Below are 19,982 nucleotides of genomic sequence, written 5' to 3' on the forward strand. Positions count from 1 at the left end.
CCCTTAATGTTTCAAAAACTCGCGGGCATAATAGAGCATGTGATGTAGGACGTAATTTCCTGTCAAGTGCGGAGGAAGGAAAACCGTTGAGAAGTTATATCGTGTCTCAAACGTTTTCAAACTCCCCAGCAGTGACTCAGGCTTGTACTTGCTCCGGTACTTTCCTTGCAATATCTTTTCGTAGCCATTCACATCTTCCACAATGAGCACGAATGGATGGCGGGAAGCTCTGATCAACTCATTCTCGAATCTGCTTCTGTCCTTAATCGATTCAACCAATTCATCGACTCCGTTTTTCCGCTCAATCAACGCAGCCAGGTATAAGTCTCTGGAAATCCCAAACTCTTCATTTTTCGGAATCATCGCTGAGTAATCGGCTGTTTTCATCGTCTGGAGTTTGAAAGGAACATCTTTCTTCCGGAAGTAATCGAGCACATGAGTATTCACTCTTTCACGAGTGTCCACAGTGATTGTGAGTGTGGCCAGTATCTTCTTCATTTCTGTATCTGTGAATTTATAGGAGAGTGCGTTCACCCTGCTGCAGCTCCCTTCTTGAAGTAAGCCATAGCCATTTCATATATCTCCTGTGAAAGCTTTTCCGTTTGTTCATCCTCGTAATTGGCCAGGAACTCATTGAATGTCCATCCGTTTTTCGAGAATAAGACAGCCAGCTCCATTACCTTGGTCAACGCTTCCTGATCATGCTGCAGCCATTCATTGATTTTCGTTTCCCTTCGGCAACCTTCCCTGTAGAAATCGAATATCTTATCAATCGTCTGCTTCACGCTGTGAATCCTGTCGGTATAACCACCATTCAGATACGTGATGATACGTGATTTATTTCCTTTGGCCAGTTCTTCAAGCTCTGGGTAGATGTTCGATGGATTGTTGATGTAAAGTTCACCATCTTCCACAGAGAATGAAGCTCCAAGGCTTTTAAAATCGGAAACTATTTGTTTTGGATGCACCTTATTCCCTCCAATTTCCAGTTAGTTACTGAATAGTTACTGAATAGTTACTGAATGAAAATCGCTCTATCCTTACTCTCCCAACGGTTTCAGCGATTTAGTTACTGAAAGTTACTCATTTTTGCATTACCAGCGTAATAAACGCTTTACGTGTATTTTTATATGAATATCTTTCATGAGAATGGAACAGGGATTTTCAGTAACTCTCAGTAACTAAGTAACTTTTACAATATTTAACAAGTACTTCAAACCATTGAAATATCAACGTTTCAGAGCCTTTTTCTATTAATCCGAGTAACGTTGTCGGAGTTACTGAAAGTTACTGAATCATTTTTCAGATACGACTTCTCCGACTTCAAACCGATTCCATCGAAGAAAACTTTGTTAGCTACACCGCGAAACTTTTTAAATCCTCGGGTTTCTAGTTGTCTATAAAACTGCCGATTTTTCAATTCCATTTCGTCATTTTCGAAGCACCAGCGTTTGTAATCCTCGTAAAGCTTCTTTGCTTCAGTGTTAGCATTAACGTGCATGATGCAGTTTTCTTCAAAGTATGGGCCGAGAATGTCCATATCCTGTCTGTAGCTTTCTGTGGCTTCCACGACTGCTGCAGGTTCTCCTAAACCTTCGGACTGCCACTTTAGGCAACCTTCTACCGCCCAGCGAAGTATTCCAGGCATTTCAGCTTCAATCTTCTCTGGAAGGTGTTTGTCGATTTGTTCCTTCGGTATCGTCACTGTGAAAGGCACCAAACGGATCCTGCGCCAAATCCCTTCATCATTGTTCTTGATGATCGGCTTGTGGTTGGTTGTGAAGAATACTTTAAACTCCGGTGTAAACTCGAAAAACTCTTGTCTGAGGAATCGGGCCGACATTTTCTCTCCACCTGTAATTTGCTTTACCAGTGATTCGGATAATTGTTGACCTTCCTCACTCTCCACAGCTGAGACGAATCTGGCACCGTCTAGCCTGGCTATATCGTTGTTGATGTTGTTGTCGTTTTTCTTTTTAATGAACGTGTCGCTGTTCGTCTGCCGGCCATAATCACCGAGCAGTGTTTGAATGGTATTAATAAATGTGGACTTTCCGTTTCGTCCTGTACCATAAAGGAAGAACATGACTTGCTCTGATATATCACCAGTGAGCGTATAACCTACCGCTTTCTGGAGAAAATTAATTAATTCAAAGTTGGTATTTCCGTCAGCATCTTTGAATATACTGTTAAGGAAGGTTGTCCAATTCGGACACTCAGCCTCTGGATCGTAGGAAATCCGGGATATCTTAGTGAGAAGCAGCTCTCTGTCGTGAGGGAGCAGCTTCCCTGATTTTAAGTCGATGATTCCGTTTTCGCAGTTGAACAAATACTTGTGGGCATCGAACTCAGTTTTCTTCACCGACACCATAGGCCGGGCATCCAGAATGCTATTCATCCTGACGGACCTTCGCTCACACTTTTTCGCCCAGGCATATAGTTGGTTCTTCTTTGCTTCATCGTCCACAGTTCTGGACTCCTGATATAACGCCCTGAAGGTCTTTGCCGCGATTTGTTCTATCTCCCTTGTGTTATCCTCTTCCCACCGCTTACCGTTCCATATGAGCCATTCTAGCTCGTTGCAGTAACGCAAATTCTGACCATGATAAAAGATAATGCGCTCAGCATTCCCAAGTTCAGTTAGATGGAAAAATGGTGTCTCTGGATCCTTTGCTTCTTCATCTTCGACTTCTTCTTCTGTCTCCTTTGATATGTAAACCTCAAAAGGTTTTTCTGGTTGAAATTCAGAGATTGTGGTTGAAGTAGAATCGATGGCGTTGTATATGGTCATTTCTCCATATGTCCGGCCATCGGATGAATGCCGCTTGTCCCATTTTTCACGATATAAAGCTGATTCCCTGAATAGGCTGTCCATCTTTGAAGGGTCTTTATCTGTCCAGAAGGCTAAGTGGTTACATAAGGCAAGGTCTGAGGATGAGTGATCGCCATTGATTAATTGGCCATTGTATAAATCTTGAATGCTTCCGCCATTCTTACTCTTGAACATCCTCACCCACAATTCAGAGTTTGATAGGTTCGAAAGTTCAGATGAACGGTCAACTTTTACAATTTTTCCAGTACGTTTTTTCTTTTCTGCAAAGTATTTATCGAAAAGGATTTGCAGTTCTTCGGTTCTTTCTTCCACACTTCTATCTGTGCCTGGAATGTGGTTTCCGGTGAAGGTGAAGTATCTTCCATGTCGGTACACTTCCAAGCCAATCTCCGGGTTTTTCTTTCCTGTTCCTGCGATGTATTCAGGCAGTTCACCTTTTACAATGATGTGGATACCTTTTTCACTTGGTGACATTTCCGTATAACTACTAATCAGTTCGGCTACATCTTCAGCAAGTGTGGAAAGCTCTCCGTCTACTACACAGCCATCAATGTCTATCCCGATGAACGGATCATCTTTCGAGAACATGAATCCGATTCCGTCATATTCTCCGCTTGTTTCAAATGCGTGGAGCACTCCTGAGAATGTGGACCAGGTGCGTTTGTTGTTCGATTGCGCCAATGTGCCATTTACCTGATATGGCACTTTGGTTTTTTTGCCGCCCCTTTCCTCTGACCTCCAGAGAATCCATTGCGGGGCAGCTGCTAGTTCTTGTGGTATGGTTTTAAAGTTTACATTCATTAGCTGACTCCCTTTCAGAAAAGGGAGCATATTTCAGCTCCCGTCTTTTCAAAACTCATGGATTATCTTAGAAAGGTACTTCACTATCATCGACTTCAATTTCTCCGGCAGGGTGAGCAGTAGGCATGTATTTTTTCACTTCTGGATAACCCTTGGCATTGATGACAACATTCACACACAGATTCTTACCGACATAACGCTTGCCCCACTCAGAGTATTTCTCGAATGTTGCTTCGGCCTCAGTGAATCCAGCAGCGATTGAAGCATTTTCAATTTTCCACAATGCGCGCTCGGTGCAGAAGAAGTCGTCGAAACGGATTTTTTGGCCTTTGAACTCCTGATCCACATCAGAACGAATCTCGTAATCTACGGAAATCACATTTTTGTCGCCAACCTTTTTCGGTTCAAAATTCAAAACAGTTACTTCATAATCCCCAGCAGTGATTTGTTCAAATTCCTTGTTAGTGTCCTTGTTAAGATTTAGCTTGATCATGTATATCGTCTCCTTTTAGAAATCTAAGTTTTTTTGGGATTTTTGACTTGCTTCATTTCCATCGTCATCTTCATCTGCGACAATTCCGAAGGCTGCGCTTAATGCGTATCGTCTGGCATATGTAGCACTGCTGGCTCCGCTTTGAGCTGTTTTCTGTGCTACTGGTAAGTAGAATGGCTCGTGAATGATGTACTCACCGCTGGTGTGCATTATCATGGTTTGAACACCGATACCGGCTTCTGAGCTAACTATTGACTGTGTGTAAGAAAGTCCATTCTCCGCACACAATTCTTTGATTGCGTTGACTGTTCCATCCAGGTTGACATATCGACTTTTAAAAAATGGATTTTCCGCTGTTTTCTTCGGTTGAACCATATTCGCCTGGACCGCAAGCATGGCTTTGGATATGTTTACGATTGATTCAGAGATTATCACTGTGTCTCCCCTCCATTTACCTCCTATGAGTTTCTGATTTGATTCAAATGGCTTTCTATCTCGTTGATCGCTGATTCGTGGTCGAGGTTTTTCTCTTTCAGCGATTTAACCGATTCTTCATTCAACTGGATTTTGTTCTGGTTATCTTCCAGCTGCCGCTTGTGGTACTTTAAGCTTTTTTGCAACTCGTCAATGACATGCTTCATTTCACCGTCACCGGCTTCTTCAAGACATATATGAAATCCCCGCGTATACCATTAGTAGCTGTGCTGCCGACAGAGAATGAACCGCATTTTTTACTGATATCCTCTTGCTCGATTGGCTGACCAACAATGCTGGCAAATCGTTTCGCACGATCCTCAGCTTCTTCCTGTGACACAGGCCTGAAATCTTCCCCTTCAAACTGTGACATGTGGATTGAAAGTAACGCGCCTGAATCAATCGCATCGGACAAAAACTGCATAAGCCTTTCTTTATCCATGTGGATGACCTCCTATTTACTCCCAAACGGAAAACCGTTAAAATGGAGTTGGTAAGATTTGTTCTAGTCACTGTTCGCAGCAGTGGCTATTTTATTGTCAGGAATTTCATTCCGTAGACATCTGATAAGTATTCTTCAAGATTGTTCTGGAGAATCGTTTCTTCTCCGTCCACGACTACATCATCGCCTGTTAAAATCTCGTCTCCGAAGTAGTCCGTTCCTTCACATTCCGGCTGATCAACGACTTTTTCAGGATATCCAGTGCGTAGAGTGCGGGTAATTGCCGGGTGTTCTATTTTAATCACCTCCTCAAATTACTTTCTGAATTTGTTTTTATTGCCGTTGATGTAGTTTGTATGAACCAGAGCGTACTCTTGACCGTTAAATTGAACCTTTGTAGGAACCCCTTTTTTCTCCTTCAATACAACTACCACCGGTCTGAATTTTTCGTTTTTCTCCCTCTTTTTTACAGGCATTTTCATCACCCTTTTGGCAGATAATCTTCGAATTGTTCGCTACTTCTTTTCTTTCTTTTCCTTGACCTCTTGATAGCACTTATCACAGAAACTCCAATACCTGTACTGTTTGTAAGTGTCAATCTTTCCGCATTTATCACATATTTCCAACTTAAACATAGACAACACTCCTTCGTTATATGAGTCCTTAGTTCCCCACCATCGAACTAAACACAATCGCCAATGTCATGATCCCGAAGAAGATGCCTGTGTAAATCCATTCAAATGTGTGGTTGACGTTTTCATCCTTCATGGCTCTCACTGTGCTTTCGCCTCCTTTTTTAACCTCTCCAGCTCCTGCGGAAGAAGGTCACGCAATGCAATTTCGATAAGTGTCCTGGACTGTTGTTCATTTAGTGTGATTTTCAAGTTCCCCTCTCCCTTTTGTTCATATTGAACAAATTTACTTTAAAAAAATTTTGTCCAAAGGAACATTTAATATCTCTGCTGCCTTTACTGCTAAATCCATACTAAGGTTGCGATCCAGATGATTTTCCACTCGATTTAAATGAGAAGCAGTAACTCCAAGCATTTGAGCAAACGTAACTTGCGAAAATCCCGCTGCTTTTCGTAACTCTTTGAGGTTGTTTCGCCTTTTGACCATTTCTTCACCTCGCTTTTTTGTTCATATTGACTAACTTATATTTAGAGTTTACTGTTCAATTTGAACAAAGTCAACTCTTTTTTTGGTCATTTTGGAAAATATTTTTTGTGTATATTTCCGATAAAATATAGGAGAATAAGTTAGTGCATTTTTAGGGTAAGGGGTGAATTATGTGGACATAGGACAAAAGATAAGATATCTACGGACAAAAAACGGTCACACCCTAGAGGAATTAGGCAACAAGCTGAATTTTAATTACTCCAATTTATCCAAAATAGAAAGAGGTGCCAGAAAGCCGACTCTCGAAATACTGGAAGACATAGCAAAAATATACGATGTTCCAGTTTCTTTCTTTTTCGGAGAGACGCAAGAGCTACCAGAGGAATTAAAACAATTAGGAGAGGGATGGATCAAATTCGCAAAGAAAATGGAAAAGAGAAATTTAACCCCGGAGGAAATAGAAGCAACATTGGATTTTCTGGAAAAGTTAAACAAAATCTAAGTAGTTTTATAATTTGTCACAAATATTCGTTCGACATTTAGCGACACGAATTAATATATTTAGCCATGTTAAAATGCCTAGAAATAGGGAAAATAGTCGGATGATGATGGCGCATTTTGTCGAATATGGAAAAGTTTCCTTTGTTTAGGTGACACTTCACACAAAAACCCACTCAGGGTATAATAAAAATATGACAAATAAGAACAACTGTTCGTATTTCGAAAGGTGCGTGGGTGCGTGGAAGTGGTATTTTTTGACGGGCTGCCAGAGGGAATTGAAGTTATTTTCGACAATGTGATGATCATCGGGACTAAAAAACCAGCACCAGAGGAAGAACCGGCTGAATAAGCTCGGTTTTTTTGTTAGGAGGAAACATCATGAAGGTTTCTCTTTACGTTCGTGTCTCAACAGACGAACAGAGCAAGGAAGGTTATTCCCTTGCAGCACAACTTGAAAAAATGCGAGCCTTCTGTTTTTCGCAAGGCTGGACCATCCACAAAGAATATGTGGAAGAAGGAAGATCAGCGAAAGATATGGAACGTCCCCATCTGCAACATCTACTTGCTGACATGAATAACTTCGATGTGGTGCTCGTTTATAAACTGGACAGGCTTTCCCGGAATGTATCGGACATTAACTATCTATTAAACACTTTCGAGAAAAACCATGTTGCCTTTAAAAGTGTCACAGAGCCTTATGACACCACGACAGCACAGGGTAAGCTTCTTATAAATATATTCGCCTCACTCGCCCAATTTGAGCGCGAACAGCTTGCAGAACGTACTCATATGGGGATGGCAAGAAAGCACCAGGAAGGCTCCCGCAATGGAGGCAGAGCACCCTTCGGTTATCAACTCGACAGTGAAGGCAACCTGACCATCAATGAAGAAGAGGCGAAATGGGTACGCTGGATGTTCGAGTCCTTCCACACTAAAGGGAAGATAGTCATAACCGAAGAACTGAATAAAAACGGTGTACGTACCCGAACAGGAGCCTACTGGAATCAATCGGCTGTGGATTATGTTGTGAATAACCCTGTGTATTATGGTGCGCTAAGATGGAATTATCGCACTAAACAAGGGAACCGCACCTATGATGAAGTGATTGTGGAAGGTAATCATCCTGCGATCATCAGCAAGGAAGCGTTCGATGGAATTAGAAAGACCAGGAAAGAACGGAAAAACACCGGATGGAAGTCGAGAACCGTCTACCCTTTCTCTTCCACACTCAGATGCGCCCGCTGTGGTAACTCCATGCATGGTGAAAAGAGAAGTAAAGCCGATGGCAGCGAATACCGATTTTATAAATGCGCTGGCCGATTCCAGTATAAAATTTGTGATATGCCTGTGATTGCTGAAGATACGATTGAACAAGAATTTGCGAAGTCGCTCGAATTTGTGCATGTGGAAGTCGAAGCACCCGAACAGACGAAAATTGACCGTTTGCAGATCCAGAGGGATTTAAAGAAAATCGAGTCCAGGAAAGCAAGATGGAAAGAGTTATTTGTGGATGGAGATTTAACCAAGAAAGAATACAAAGAAAAAATGGACGAAGAAAACGAGAAGGAAACGGAATTAAGAAGGATAATCGAAGTGTCCACAGAAACACCAACAGCTGCAGTAATTAACGGAATCATTGAAAATCTGAAATATCGATGGAAAGATATATCGGCAGAGAACAGAAAAGAAATCCTCACCAAGTTATTCGAGCACATTAAAATTGAATGCCTGAAATCTCATAGAGGTGGAGCTGGAGAAAGACCTGTCATTGAGATTGTGGATGCGAAATTAAAGTAAAAAAAGCCTACTCGGAAGTAGGCTCTTTTTGTTCGGTTGGGTAACGGCTAACTCGGGACCCCGAAGGAATATATTAAGTTAGTGTCATTATACAGAACATTATGTTTAATGAAAAACAAAACAGCTTTTTATTTTTTCATCAGCTTCTCAATCGTAGTCAATAGTTCATCCACTACTTCATTGTCGCCTTCCTGGATTCGTTCAACAATGCAGGATTTCATATGGCCTTCGAGGAGGAGTTTCGCCACGCTGTTCAAAGCTGCCTGCGTCGCGGAAATTTGCGTGATCACATCATCACAGTACGTATCTCTCTCAATTAAGCCTTTAATGCCGCGAATTTGTCCTTCTATCCGATTTAATCTCGTCACGAGATTCTTTTTCGTTTTTTCAGAGTGATGGCTCTTTCTTTCTGACGAGCAACAGCTGTCGCCACATTCAGAAACGTTCACTTCGGGCTCTAAAACGTCCATCTAAAAACCCCCTTTTATCTTTTAAACTTATTTTATCATACCCCCTAATAGTACCTAACATAAAACCTATTTATTCTCGAAAAAACAAAAATACACCCCGCGGGCCAGGGTGTAGGAAATCACATTTTAAATATTTTCTCTCCTTGATTGTGAAATCAATAGGAGCTCTCTCGAAATCCCTGCCGCAAACAAGCTTCCTGCGAGAAGCGCCAATGTTCCGTACAGAGGGTCGGTTACCTTTGAAAAAATTAGTTGGGCATAGAAGTAAAATCCTGCTCCGATGGCTAGAATTAGTAAGGTATTCCAAAAGTATCGGTACATTTTTTTCCCTCCTGAACCTTATATTAATTAAAACATTATCATAGACTCTATTAATTGGTAATTGGGAAATTTCCTGTCGAATACAGTTGATAAATGAAAGGAATGAACAAGAAATTGAAACAAAAAACTACAATAATTACACTGTTCCCGCTTGTTCTCATCTTAGCCATCATTCCATTTTTTCATACAGAGGAACCACCTGCCAAAGCTGTCGAGCCTGCTGGGGAGCTATCAGCAGAAATAAGGAAACTGATAGAAGATGAACCCGTTCTTGATGGAGCGTTGGCGGGGATCAGCATCCGGTCTGCAGATGATGGAAAGCTTTTGTATGAGCATAATGCAGACACTCGAATGCAGCCTGCTTCCGTGCTGAAAATGTTCACAGCTGCTGAGGCGCTTTCCGTTTTAGGGGAAGATTATCGGTTTACAACAGAAGTTTTGTCCGATGGAACTCTTGATGGCGGGACGCTTAAGGGTGACCTTTTTCTAAAAGGAATGGGTGACCCGACCTTGCTCCCGGCCGACTTTGATGCAATGGCAAAAGAACTCAAGGATAGGGGAATCAAGAAGGTCACTGGTGATATAGTAGCTGATGACAGCTGGTTTGATGATATCCGTTATTCAGAAGATCTGACCTGGAATGACGAGCATCAATATTATGGCGCACAGGTTTCCGCCCTGACCGCTTCGCCCAATCAAGATTTTGATGCAGGCACCGTCATTGTTAATATTTTACCAGGCAAAACAGGAAAAGCAGGGAATATTACCCTTGAGCCTGTTACTGATTATGTCACCATCATCAATGAATCAGTTACGGTAGATTCCAAAGGTAAACAAGATATTCATATTGAACGTGAACATGGCACGAACATCATCAGGATAACAGGGTGCATTCCAGCTGATTCAAACAAGTTGAGAGAATGGGTCGCCGTCTGGGAGCCTTCCTTGTATGCAGGGAGTATTTTTAAAAAATCACTAGAAGAACACGGGATAGAGGTAGTTGGGAAAATTAAAACGGGGTATGCAACCGACACCATGACCGGAATGATTTCCCATAAATCAATGCCGCTTGCGGAACTGATGATACCCTTCATGAAATTAAGCAATAACGGACATGCTGAAGTGCTCGTTAAGGAAATGGGAAAGGTCGTTCATGATGAAGGCAGCTGGGAAAAAGGACTTGAAGTCATGGGTGTTGCGCTTGGCGATTACGGGATTGACACGAGCCGGCTTGTGTTGCGGGACGGCTCAGGAATCTCTCACGCAAACCTTATACCAGCGAATGAAGTTAGTAAACTGCTACATCTAGTGCAAAAAGAGGAATGGTTTCCTGCATTCTATCGTGCCCTTCCAGTAGCCGGATCGAAAGACAGGATGGTGGGCGGAACGATGCGAAACAGGCTGAAAGAAGAGCAACTGAAAGATCGGGTGGCCGCTAAAACAGGCACACTGACAGGCGTAAGCACCCTGGCAGGCTACGTGAAATCTGGCAGCGGGGATACTCTTATTTTTACTATTATGCTGAATAACCTGCTCGACGACCGAGAAGGCAGGAAGGTTGAGGATCAAATTGTAAGGATAATTTCAAAGTAAATAATTAAGAATTAGGGTTTCCTCACCTTTTACTTATAGAACTGCACTCAATTAAGTATCGTACCCTTATGTTGCCGGTTTGGACTTCATAAGGATACGATTGGGCTTGTATCGTACCCTTTTGTTGCCGGTTTGGACTTCATAAGGATACGATTGGGCTTGTATCGTACCCTTATGTTGCTGGTTTGGGATTAAGTCCGTATAATTGTGTAAAAATAAAGAGTCATTTTATTCACTCTTGGCAACACTGTTTTCAACCACGATAAACAAGTGAAAAGAGGAATATAAATGACTCAAGTACAGTTTAACCTGAATGTTGATGTTTTAAAAGAAGCTATTGTAAATTCCAATCTTGATATGGTGATTAAATCTGCCGTTGTGTTGGTATTAAATGAGTTTATGGAAAAGGAAAGAGACGACTATTTAAAGGCTGCACCTTATGAACGTGCTGTCGAACGTCGTGACTACCGGAACGGTTACTATGAACGTGAGCTGTTGATGAGTATTGGAAATATAGCCCTAAAGGTTCCACGGACGCGTAATGGAGAATTTTCAACCACCGTTTTCGAAAAGTATGCCCGGTGTGATCAAGCTATGGTCCTCTCCATGTTGGAGATGGTTGTCAATGGTGTTTCGACCCGGAAAGTGACCAACATCGTGGAACAGCTTTGTGGAAAGAATGTTTCCAAGTCCTTTGTTTCATCCCTTACACAGAAGCTTGATCCCATTGTAAATGAATGGGCTGGGCGACCTTTGAATACTACCTACTACCCTTACGTTTTTGCAGATGCCATGTATATAAAGGTGCGAGAGCACCATCGTGTCGTATCTAAGGCTGTTTATATTGCAACAGCCATTACAGAGAATCATACACGTGAAATCCTTGGCCTTAGTGTTGACCATACGGAAAGTTTTGAAAGCTGGAGCCGTTTTTTTCAACAGCTTAAATCACGCGGACTCCAATCACCAAAACTTATAATTTCAGATGCCCACCAAGGACTACAGAAAGCCATCCAACGTGAATTTATTGGCACTGCTTGGCAAAGATGCAATGTCCATTTCAAACGGAATATTATTGATAAATTGCCTAAAAAGGATTCAGCCGAAATCCGCATGATGATTAAGCGAGTATTTGAAGCAGTTACGATTGAAGATGTACGCCGGTTCAAGGATGAATTGATGAACCGTTTTAGTAATGAGTCAAGGTTTGGAAAAGCGCTTGCTATATTAGATGAAGGTTTCGAAGATACCATACAATATATGAATTTCCCAGAAGCTATCAGGATCCATATCCGAAGCACCAACTCATTGGAACGGCTGAACCAGGAGGTTCGTAGAAGAGAAAGAGTGATTCGTATTTTCCCTAATTCCCAATCTGCGTATCGTTTGGTTGGCGCTGTTCTGATGCATTACCATGTGTCAGACTACTCAAAGAGGAAATCTTTAAAGGGTCGGGTATATTAGCCGCATTTTCAGCTCCACTTCCATCATGGATGATTACATCTCCGGGAAGGGATATCAAATTGAAAACCATTTGACATCCCTTCCCGAAGATGAAGAAAAGAAACCATGGAAGTTTCGCAAAAAAATGAAAGGGTTTGGTTGAGATTACTTGCCGTTAATTTTACACAATAACCAGGACTTGACTTGGTTTGGACTTCATAAGGATACGATTGGGCTTGTACCGTACCCTTATGTAACTAGTTTGGACTTCATAAGGATACGATTGGGCTTGTACCGTACCCTTTTGTTGCTGGTTTGGACTTCATAAGGCTTGTATCTTACCCTATTAGCGATACTCCTTTATTCACCTTTAGATATATAGTGAGTAGCACGGCCAGAGCCGGTCAATGTATAGTTTTCTAGAAGAGTTTTTCTAATTGGCTTTTTCGTTTTAATAGAATTGCACCATTCATGAACCTTATGCACTGTTAACTCTTCTCCCGGAAAAAGCAATTGGAGCTCTCTAACACTTCTCAATACGGCTAATTGGATGTTTTCCCGTTTCCCGCAACTAGTGCATAATAATGTTTTTCTGGTAACGATAGTATTCACAGTATGACAACGGGAACATGCTATCCCCTTCTTTAAACTTTCGTAACTATATTCAGGGAGCCTTTTATACGGTGAGTCCAAGGTATGCAGGGAAAGCAGCCGCTCTGCTAGGTTATTGTGGGTATTTTTTATTGGGGCAGTTTGTTTTTGCAGGTTTTTAAGAAGTCTTGGAATCTGTTTGGGAAAAATCATTGGTAAATTGCGTGGGGCTTGATAGAGGTAAAAGTTTGGGTTCACGAAGACTAGAGTTGATTCGATATTTATATTGAATCCAAGGTCTCGTACCATTCTTCGCAGAAGAGATTCTGCTCTTTCCATTTGTTGCAGGGGTTTCTTAATCTCTACTCCATTATTGGTATACCACCGATCACCTTCGATAAAATAATCGCCCTCGAAATACTTCACTTCGAACAAATGGATGATCTTGGAGATGAATAGGGAATCGATTTGAAATTTTGTATTTCCATATTCAAGGAGCAGATCATTCACAACCAGGTAACCTTTTTCTACCTCCTCCATCCAACGATCAAAAATCACTTCTCCTTCATACCCTTTTTCCAGGAATAAATAGTTACTGTAGTCTTTCGGAGACAGGTTCATTCGAGCATTCAGCATTCGCAGAATCTGCAGTTCCAGGGTTTCAACACGCGATTTTACTATCAAAAAACATTCCTCCATTCAATATGTATTGCAATTAAATAGTATGTGTTTTTCGAATACTTAACAAGCTTTTTATTTGCCCCTATGGGTATAGCGGAAGACGAAACATTCCCAATTGAGAAAAAGCCATGCAGAATGAGAATCCGCATGGCTTTTCTGGTTCGTTTCCGAATGATAAACTATCAATTTTTGATGATATCTTTGCTAATCTATGATGATCGATTGTGAAAGTTACTTCGCGAATCTATGATTTCCAATTGTCACAGTAACTTCTCTTGAGAAAACCCACTTGCTCACTGCTGTCTTCGGGTTAAAGAAGAATAATGAGCCGCTTCCCTGTCCTCTGAAAGCTAGCGCTTCTTTTACAGCCTTCTTTGCTTCTGCATCAGCCGGCTTGTTGATTGCGCCATTTTTTACAGGAGTGAAGGCGTAGTAGCCGTTTGACTTTTCATAGACAACTCCCTTTACTGAGTTAGGGAAGTCCGGGCTTGCTACTCTATTCAAGACAACAGTCGCTACTGCTACTTTCCCTGCATATGGCTCGCCTTTTGCCTCAGCGTGGACCAGCCTTGCAAGCAAGTCCTGATCTGCCGCAGACACGGCTGCAGCCGGAATGGTCAACTTTTGTCCTGGATATAGTAGATTGTTGCTAGTTCGATTGTTTGCTTTCTTCAATTCTGTCAGTGGCACACCATATTTGCTTGCGATTCCCCACATTGTATCTCCTGTTTTTACCTGGTAAGATGCCGCTTCAGCTGCTGCCCCTGTTGAAAACAGTGATAAAGATACCGCTGCTGTTAGCGCTGCCAATGTTTTTTTCATTTTTCTCATTTTCCATACCTCCCAGTAATGCTGTCTCTTTTTCTACTAATAAGGCTAGCAGTTGTAACATAGTTATTCATGGCCCAATAAGTACCATTATGGAGAAAAGCCAATAATCCGGTGAAACCGCTTGATTTCTTTTAAACGTGGAAATTTATTCCGAGTTCGCCGATCTTCCTTCAATAACCAAACATGTAAGTAAACGGTTCAAATTTTACATCGTGTTACAAGTTTGTAACCAAGGCTTTTTTTGGATTCATTAGTAGTTTGGCAACTTATACTGATTCCTTAATTAAAATTATTATAATTAAGTATTGATTTTCAAATGAAAAGTGTTATCATTTAGCTATAATCAAATTTTAAAACAAAGGCGGGATCATGATGAGCAATAATCAAAATAAGCAACTTACTACAAGCTGGGGAGCGCCGGTTGGGGACAACCAGAACTCCATGACTGCAGGACATAGAGGTCCTACTTTACTGCAAGATGTACACTTGTTGGAAAAATTGGCGCACTTTAACCGTGAGCGTGTACCGGAGCGTGTTGTGCATGCAAAAGGTGCGGGAGCACACGGCTATTTTGAAGTGACAAATGACCTGACTCAATATACAAAGGCTGCATTCCTATCCGAGGTTGGCAAGAAGACGCCCATGTTCATCCGATTCTCAACGGTTGCCGGTGAACTTGGTTCAGCCGACACTGTTCGTGACCCACGCGGCTTCGCAGTGAAGTTTTATACAGAGGAAGGAAACTATGATATCGTCGGGAACAATACTCCGGTATTCTTTATCCGCGACGCCATTAAGTTCCCTGATTTCATCCATACACAAAAAAGGAACCCTCAGACTCATCTAAAGGATCCAAATGCTGTTTGGGATTTCTGGTCTCTTTCACCAGAATCATTGCACCAGGTAACAATTCTGATGTCTGATCGCGGTATCCCTGCTACCTTACGCCATATGCACGGATTTGGCAGCCATACATTCAAATGGACAAATGCGGAAGGTGATGGCGTCTGGATCAAGTATCACTTCAAGACAGAGCAAGGTGTGAAAAACCTTTCACCAGATGTGGCCGCAAAGATTGCAGGAGGAAATCCTGACTACCATACAGAAGACCTGTTCAATGCGATTGAAGCGGGAGACTTCCCTGCTTGGAAGCTTTATGTCCAGATCATGCCGTTGGAAGATGCGAATACGTACCGTTTCGATCCGTTCGATGTCACAAAGGTTTGGTCACAGAAAGACTACCCATTGATCGAAGTTGGCCGCATGGTATTGAACCGCAACCCGGAAAATTACTTCGCTGAAGTTGAGCAGGCAACCTTCTCACCTGGAACGCTTGTCCCTGGTATAGATGTATCACCAGACAAAATGCTTCAGGGCCGACTGTTCGCTTATGCTGATGCGCACCGTTACCGTGTAGGAGCAAATCATCAGCATCTTCCAATCAACAGAGCAAAATCCGAAGTGAACTCCTACCAGCGTGACGGCCAGATGCGATTTGACGGCAATGGAGGCAGATCAGTAAATTACGAGCCTAATAGTTTCGGAGGACCAACCGAAGTGAATGAGCACAAGCAGGCATCCTTCCCTGTCAGCGGCATTGCTGAAAATGTTGGGTATGACCATAACGACCATTACACTCAAGCAGGTGACCTGTACCGCTTGATGACAGAGGAAGAACGTGAGCGCTTAGTCGCTAATATCGTCGCTGCCATGAAGCCAGTTCAGCGCGACGATATCAAACTTCGCCAGATCGGCCACTTCTACAAAGCAGATCCTGAATACGGAACACGCATTGCCCAAGGATTGGGCCTGCAGGTGCCACAGGAAGTTTAATACTACGAGAAACGGATGCCCTATAGGGGGCATCCGTTATTTTATATAGAATGATTTTATCGGACAAACTCAGGGTGGTTTCCTGAAAAAGTGTCCGTTAGAAGAGCTCTATCCGACAAATCCAGGACGTTTCCCTGTGAAAGTGTCCATCAGAAGGGCTCTATCGGACAAACTCAGGACGGTTTCCTGTGAGAGTGTCCATTAGAACGGCTCTATCGGACAAACCCAGGACGTTTCCCTTCAAAAGTGTCCGTTAGAACGGCTCTATCGGACAAATCCAGGATGTTTTCCTGTGAAAGTGTCCGTTAGAACGGCTCTATCGGACAAACTCAGAACGATTTCCCGTGAGAGTGTCCATTAGAAGCGCTCTATCGGACAAACTCAGGACGCTTCCCCGTAAAAGTGTCCATTAGAAGGGCTCTATCGGACAAATCCAGGATGTTTTCCTGTGAAAGTGTCCGTTAGAAGACCTCTATTGGACAAACTCAGGATGATCTCATATAAGTGTCCATTAGCCCGCCGATATAGGCCATTTTCACGATGATTTTTCCGAAAAAGTGTCCTTACATTGAAATAGCATAAAGGCAGGCCGGTGTGAAAACCCGGCCTGCCTACGTTTGTGCTCATTAGAATGTGTGCGCCAAATCCTTGGCACGTGCGATTCCGTTTTCTTTGATTTCCTGTGCTTTTTCTGGGTTCGCATTGTGGCCTTCGAGGTATAGGCATTCCATTGAAGGTACACCGAAGAAGTTCATGATTGTTTCGATGTAGCGATTTCCCATCTCCATGTTTGCTGCTGGTCCTTCTGAGTAGTAACCGCCACGGGCCTGGATATGAAGGGCTTTTTTGTCTGTCATTAAGCCGACAGGTCCTTCTTGTGTGTATCTGAATGTTTTGCCTGCTACTGCAACTGCATCCAGATATGCCTTCATGACTGGCGGGAATGAGAAGTTCCAAAGCGGTGTCACGAAGACAAATTTGTCTGCTGCTGTGAACTCGTCAACCAGTTCAGCAAGTCGGCCTACTTTTGCTTGTTCTGCTGCTGTCAGTTCAGTAAACTCAGTTCCTTTTTGCAGCTTGCCCCAGCCGCCTAATACGTCAGCGTCAATATGGGGGATGTTTTCCTTAAATAAATCCAGATGGATGATTTCATCATTCTGATTCTGGTCTTTGTACGTATCTATGAACGCTTTTCCTGCTGCCAGACTGAAAGATTGTTCTTCAGTAAGCGGATGTGCTGTGATGTATAAAACTTTAGCCATGATGTTATTCCACCTTTTCTATCTTGTTTGTAAAAGCATTCTTACAAAAATAAATCTCGAAGTAAAAAATGCTTACTTCGAGATATTAAGCCGTTTTTCATCAAAGGTCAAAAGAAATGCTTATCTCAATGTTTTCAGTGCACCGCTCCAGGCCTCTACTTCATCCAACATGGCGTTTACGTTATTAAGGTGCAGGTCCTGCGGCTTGAATTCTGTACTGTTCTCAAAGTCAGTAAACAGAGATAAGGTTGGATGTGTACGGACGTCTGCAATTTTCAGTTCTCCACAGATCCCCCTTAAATGCTCAGCAGCCCTGGCTCCGCCTGTCGATCCGTAACTCACGATTCCAGCCGCCTTGTTATTCCATGCTTCGCGTGCAAAATCAAGCGCATTTTTCAAGGCTCCTGTAATACTGTGATTGTACTCCTGGACAATGAATACGAAACCATCAAGGCTTGCAAGCTTATTATTCCAGGCAGCAATCCCTGGCTCGGAACCATCAGTCGTACCCAGGAATGGCAATTCAAAATCAGCAATATCCACGATTTCATAAATTACATTTCCTCGTTTGTCAGCGATCCCTTTCACCCATTCACCAACCTGAGGGCTAACACGTCCCTGTCTTGTGCTGCCCAAAATAATCCCTATGTTCAATTTTTCAGTTGCCATCTTTGTTTCCTCCTTCTTCCTTCCAAAAAGTTTGTTTAATAAACTCATGATTTTCACCTTCACCTTTTCTTTTTACTTAGCAGTTTCCAGCCTAATGCGGTTTCCAGAAGGATCCTCCGTAATGAAAATGCCTTTTGCTTCTTCAACAGCTGCCCCGATCCCTCTCAGACGGTTTACTGTATTTTTTAAATTACCTTCATCCGCCAATACCAGCGTATAAGATTCGAGACCAACACTATTGGCAGACGGTTTGGGCGCACCTGCTCCATTCCAGGTGTTCAGCCCGATGTGGTGATGGTATTTTCCTGAAGAAATGAATAGAGCCTGTGGGCCGTATCGGCTTACCACTTCAAAACCAAGTCCCTTTGTGTAAAACTCTTCTGTTTTCGCTAGTTCTGCGACATGTAAATGGATATGCCCCATCACAGTTCCTTCAGGAAGCCCATTCCAGGATTGGTCCGCTCCCTCTGCAAGAAGGTCTTCTGCATCCAGAGCCTGAGTGGCCATCACCACATGCTGCTCATTCCATTCCCATTCTGACGCTGGACGGTCTGTATAGATTTCGATTCCATTTCCATCCGGATCTGCTAAATACAATGCTTCACTTACAAGATGGTCAGATGCCCCCTGCAATGGATAACCAGTCTGCAAGAAATGCTTCAATATTTTTGCCAGGTCAGACCTATTAGGGAGCAAGAGTGCAAAATGGTATAACCCTGTAGTTCTGCCCTTCTTTGGGATTACGTCAGATGGCTGCTCAATGTTTAATAACACTGTTTTTCCGTCTGCAGTTAACAGTGCAGAATTGTCCGTTTTTTCATAGACCTTAAGACCAATGACTTCCTGATAAAAGGCAAGGGAGCGTTCCAAGCTTTGTACCTTTAAACTTACCTTGCTCACGAAAGTAACCGGCGGTTGATGAAAACTCATATTAATTTCCTCCTTTAAGCATTCTTTGATTGAAAAATAACATTATCCAGGGCAAAAAGCGATTTGTTTGTAATGGCCAGAAAGACGGACATTGCCAGAAGGGCCAGATCAAGTTCAAAGCCCGCCATTTGACCATTTCCCAAAAATCCTCCGGCAAGCTTCACCTTTACTACTGCTACTGCCAAAACGATCGCGAATAAAATGGAAACAACCCTTGTTCCTACACCCAGTAGCATCGCCAATCCACCAACAAGTTCTATCAAGGCAACAATGTATGCCGTGAATCCAGGGAAACCAAGGCTTTCAAAAAAGCCGACAGTATTTTCAATTCCCCCCTGGAACTTTGCAGCTCCATGGATTAAGAAGGTTGCTCCTAGTACTAACCTTAAAATAGTTGCTGCTGCTTCATGCTTTTTTATCATATTCATTACACTCCTTGAAAACTTAACTGCAGTAAGTTAGTTACTTTATGTAAGTAACTATATAACTGTAATTTAATTTCGTCAAGTAACTTTTATATAAAAAGTAATTTATTTTTCAGTTGTAATGTTTATAATAATAGTAAGGAGTGATTGATATGGATAAGTCGATTTGTCCCAGATTTGAAAAAGCCATGACAATCCTAAGCCAGCGTTGGACTGGAATGATCATATATCAGCTGCTGTCCGGACCTCAGCGTTTTTGTACGATTGAATCCTCTATAGGAGTTAGTGGCAGGGTGCTTTCAGAGCGATTAAAAGATTTGGAAAGCGAAGGGATTGTAAGACGTGAAGTCCATCCTGAAACGCCGGTTCGAATTGAATATTCCTTGACGGAAAAAGGCAAGGCACTGGAACCACTTATGAAAGAAATTGAAAAATGGTCACAGAATTGGTTGGAGGCATAAATAATAGATTCA

24 protein-coding genes are annotated in these 19,982 nt (G+C 42.4%); 6 read left to right on the forward strand and 18 right to left on the reverse strand.

The annotated features are described in order from the left end of the window. Nucleotides 1-3: 3 nt before the first annotated feature. The 10 genes from LGO15_RS19950 to LGO15_RS19995 form a co-directional block, all read right to left on the reverse strand. Nucleotides 4-498 (reverse strand): ERCC4 domain-containing protein, encoded by a 495-nt coding sequence (locus tag LGO15_RS19950; protein ID WP_413231412.1) that lies wholly within the window; start codon nucleotides 496-498, stop codon nucleotides 4-6. Nucleotides 499-530: 32 nt separating this feature from the next. Further along, nucleotides 531-968, reverse strand: coding sequence for a hypothetical protein (locus tag LGO15_RS19955; protein WP_226085672.1), 438 nt, complete (start codon nucleotides 966-968; stop codon nucleotides 531-533). A gap of 269 nt (nucleotides 969-1,237) precedes the next feature. Beyond that, complete coding sequence (locus tag LGO15_RS19960; protein ID WP_226085673.1) at nucleotides 1,238-3,634, reverse strand: phage/plasmid primase, P4 family; 2,397 nt, start codon at nucleotides 3,632-3,634, stop codon at nucleotides 1,238-1,240. 67 nt (nucleotides 3,635-3,701) lie between these two features. After that, the gene (locus LGO15_RS19965) at nucleotides 3,702-4,127 is read right to left on the reverse strand and encodes a DUF669 domain-containing protein (protein WP_226085674.1); all 426 of its coding nucleotides are present in this window, start codon (nucleotides 4,125-4,127) and stop codon (nucleotides 3,702-3,704) included. A gap of 15 nt (nucleotides 4,128-4,142) precedes the next feature. After that, nucleotides 4,143-4,562 carry an ERF family protein gene (locus LGO15_RS19970; protein WP_226085675.1) on the reverse strand — a complete coding sequence of 140 codons (420 nt, stop codon included), beginning with the start codon at nucleotides 4,560-4,562 and terminating at the stop codon, nucleotides 4,143-4,145. A 23-nt stretch (nucleotides 4,563-4,585) separates the two neighbouring features. Beyond that, nucleotides 4,586-4,768 (reverse strand): hypothetical protein, encoded by a 183-nt coding sequence (locus LGO15_RS19975; protein WP_226085676.1) that lies wholly within the window; start codon nucleotides 4,766-4,768, stop codon nucleotides 4,586-4,588. Then, the gene (locus LGO15_RS19980; RefSeq protein ID WP_226085677.1) at nucleotides 4,765-5,043 is read right to left on the reverse strand and encodes a hypothetical protein; all 279 of its coding nucleotides are present in this window, start codon (nucleotides 5,041-5,043) and stop codon (nucleotides 4,765-4,767) included. The genes LGO15_RS19975 and LGO15_RS19980 overlap by 4 nt, the downstream gene beginning before the upstream one ends. A gap of 86 nt (nucleotides 5,044-5,129) precedes the next feature. Beyond that, nucleotides 5,130-5,348, reverse strand: a complete 219-nt coding sequence (locus LGO15_RS19985; protein WP_318999798.1) for a YqaI family protein — start codon at nucleotides 5,346-5,348, stop codon at nucleotides 5,130-5,132. A 9-nt stretch (nucleotides 5,349-5,357) separates the two neighbouring features. Continuing rightward, complete coding sequence (locus LGO15_RS19990; protein WP_226085678.1) at nucleotides 5,358-5,519, reverse strand: hypothetical protein; 162 nt, start codon at nucleotides 5,517-5,519, stop codon at nucleotides 5,358-5,360. 442 nt (nucleotides 5,520-5,961) lie between these two features. After that, on the reverse strand, nucleotides 5,962-6,162 hold the full coding sequence (locus LGO15_RS19995; RefSeq protein ID WP_226085679.1) for a helix-turn-helix transcriptional regulator: 201 nt from the start codon (nucleotides 6,160-6,162) through the stop codon (nucleotides 5,962-5,964). 172 nt (nucleotides 6,163-6,334) lie between these two features. Between LGO15_RS19995 and LGO15_RS20000 the strand changes: the two genes are divergently transcribed. Together LGO15_RS20000 and LGO15_RS20005 are read left to right on the forward strand one after the other, a co-directional pair. Beyond that, a complete protein-coding gene (locus LGO15_RS20000) occupies nucleotides 6,335-6,664 on the forward strand; it encodes a helix-turn-helix domain-containing protein (protein ID WP_226085680.1) in 330 nt (109 codons plus the stop codon). Between the two features lie 377 nt (nucleotides 6,665-7,041). Beyond that, on the forward strand, nucleotides 7,042-8,460 hold the full coding sequence (locus LGO15_RS20005; protein ID WP_226085681.1) for a recombinase family protein: 1,419 nt from the start codon (nucleotides 7,042-7,044) through the stop codon (nucleotides 8,458-8,460). A gap of 128 nt (nucleotides 8,461-8,588) precedes the next feature. Here LGO15_RS20005 and LGO15_RS20010 read toward each other — a convergent pair whose 3' ends face one another. Both LGO15_RS20010 and LGO15_RS20015 read right to left on the reverse strand, forming a co-directional pair. Then, complete coding sequence (locus tag LGO15_RS20010) at nucleotides 8,589-8,930, reverse strand: metal-sensitive transcriptional regulator (protein WP_167834633.1); 342 nt, start codon at nucleotides 8,928-8,930, stop codon at nucleotides 8,589-8,591. 126 nt (nucleotides 8,931-9,056) lie between these two features. Continuing rightward, complete coding sequence (locus tag LGO15_RS20015; protein WP_167834632.1) at nucleotides 9,057-9,251, reverse strand: hypothetical protein; 195 nt, start codon at nucleotides 9,249-9,251, stop codon at nucleotides 9,057-9,059. Between the two features lie 102 nt (nucleotides 9,252-9,353). On the opposite strand from LGO15_RS20015, the gene dacB reads away from it, so the two are divergent. Next, the gene (gene dacB, locus LGO15_RS20020; RefSeq protein WP_413231356.1) at nucleotides 9,354-10,844 is read left to right on the forward strand and encodes a D-alanyl-D-alanine carboxypeptidase/D-alanyl-D-alanine endopeptidase; all 1,491 of its coding nucleotides are present in this window, start codon (nucleotides 9,354-9,356) and stop codon (nucleotides 10,842-10,844) included. A gap of 288 nt (nucleotides 10,845-11,132) precedes the next feature. Continuing rightward, a complete protein-coding gene (locus LGO15_RS20025) occupies nucleotides 11,133-12,308 on the forward strand; it encodes an IS256 family transposase (RefSeq protein ID WP_226085015.1) in 1,176 nt (391 codons plus the stop codon). A gap of 339 nt (nucleotides 12,309-12,647) precedes the next feature. Here LGO15_RS20025 and LGO15_RS20030 read toward each other — a convergent pair whose 3' ends face one another. Both LGO15_RS20030 and LGO15_RS20035 read right to left on the reverse strand, forming a co-directional pair. Then, the gene (locus tag LGO15_RS20030) at nucleotides 12,648-13,562 is read right to left on the reverse strand and encodes a nuclease-related domain-containing protein (RefSeq protein ID WP_226085683.1); all 915 of its coding nucleotides are present in this window, start codon (nucleotides 13,560-13,562) and stop codon (nucleotides 12,648-12,650) included. A gap of 228 nt (nucleotides 13,563-13,790) precedes the next feature. Further along, nucleotides 13,791-14,381, reverse strand: coding sequence for a cell wall hydrolase (locus LGO15_RS20035; protein WP_226087942.1), 591 nt, complete (start codon nucleotides 14,379-14,381; stop codon nucleotides 13,791-13,793). Between the two features lie 381 nt (nucleotides 14,382-14,762). Here LGO15_RS20035 and katA point away from each other — a divergent pair, with 381 nt between their 5' ends. Then, nucleotides 14,763-16,223, forward strand: a complete 1,461-nt coding sequence (gene katA, locus LGO15_RS20040) for a catalase KatA (RefSeq protein ID WP_226087943.1) — start codon at nucleotides 14,763-14,765, stop codon at nucleotides 16,221-16,223. A gap of 626 nt (nucleotides 16,224-16,849) precedes the next feature. Here the strand turns inward: katA and LGO15_RS20045 are convergent. The 4 genes from LGO15_RS20045 to LGO15_RS20060 form a co-directional block, all read right to left on the reverse strand. After that, the gene (locus LGO15_RS20045) at nucleotides 16,850-17,485 is read right to left on the reverse strand and encodes an FMN-dependent NADH-azoreductase (RefSeq protein ID WP_226085684.1); all 636 of its coding nucleotides are present in this window, start codon (nucleotides 17,483-17,485) and stop codon (nucleotides 16,850-16,852) included. A gap of 120 nt (nucleotides 17,486-17,605) precedes the next feature. After that, nucleotides 17,606-18,202 (reverse strand): NADPH-dependent FMN reductase, encoded by a 597-nt coding sequence (locus LGO15_RS20050; RefSeq protein WP_226085685.1) that lies wholly within the window; start codon nucleotides 18,200-18,202, stop codon nucleotides 17,606-17,608. 24 nt (nucleotides 18,203-18,226) lie between these two features. Further along, the gene (locus LGO15_RS20055; protein ID WP_226085686.1) at nucleotides 18,227-19,084 is read right to left on the reverse strand and encodes a VOC family protein; all 858 of its coding nucleotides are present in this window, start codon (nucleotides 19,082-19,084) and stop codon (nucleotides 18,227-18,229) included. A gap of 14 nt (nucleotides 19,085-19,098) precedes the next feature. Next, on the reverse strand, nucleotides 19,099-19,506 hold the full coding sequence (locus tag LGO15_RS20060) for a DoxX family protein (RefSeq protein WP_167833921.1): 408 nt from the start codon (nucleotides 19,504-19,506) through the stop codon (nucleotides 19,099-19,101). A gap of 155 nt (nucleotides 19,507-19,661) precedes the next feature. Here LGO15_RS20060 and LGO15_RS20065 point away from each other — a divergent pair, with 155 nt between their 5' ends. Further along, a complete protein-coding gene (locus LGO15_RS20065) occupies nucleotides 19,662-19,970 on the forward strand; it encodes a winged helix-turn-helix transcriptional regulator (RefSeq protein WP_167833922.1) in 309 nt (102 codons plus the stop codon). The last annotated feature ends 12 nt before the right edge of the window (nucleotides 19,971-19,982 follow it).

Source organism: Mesobacillus sp. S13 (assembly GCF_020422885.1).
In the GTDB taxonomy this organism is placed as follows: domain Bacteria; phylum Bacillota; class Bacilli; order Bacillales; family Cytobacillaceae; genus Mesobacillus; species Mesobacillus selenatarsenatis_A.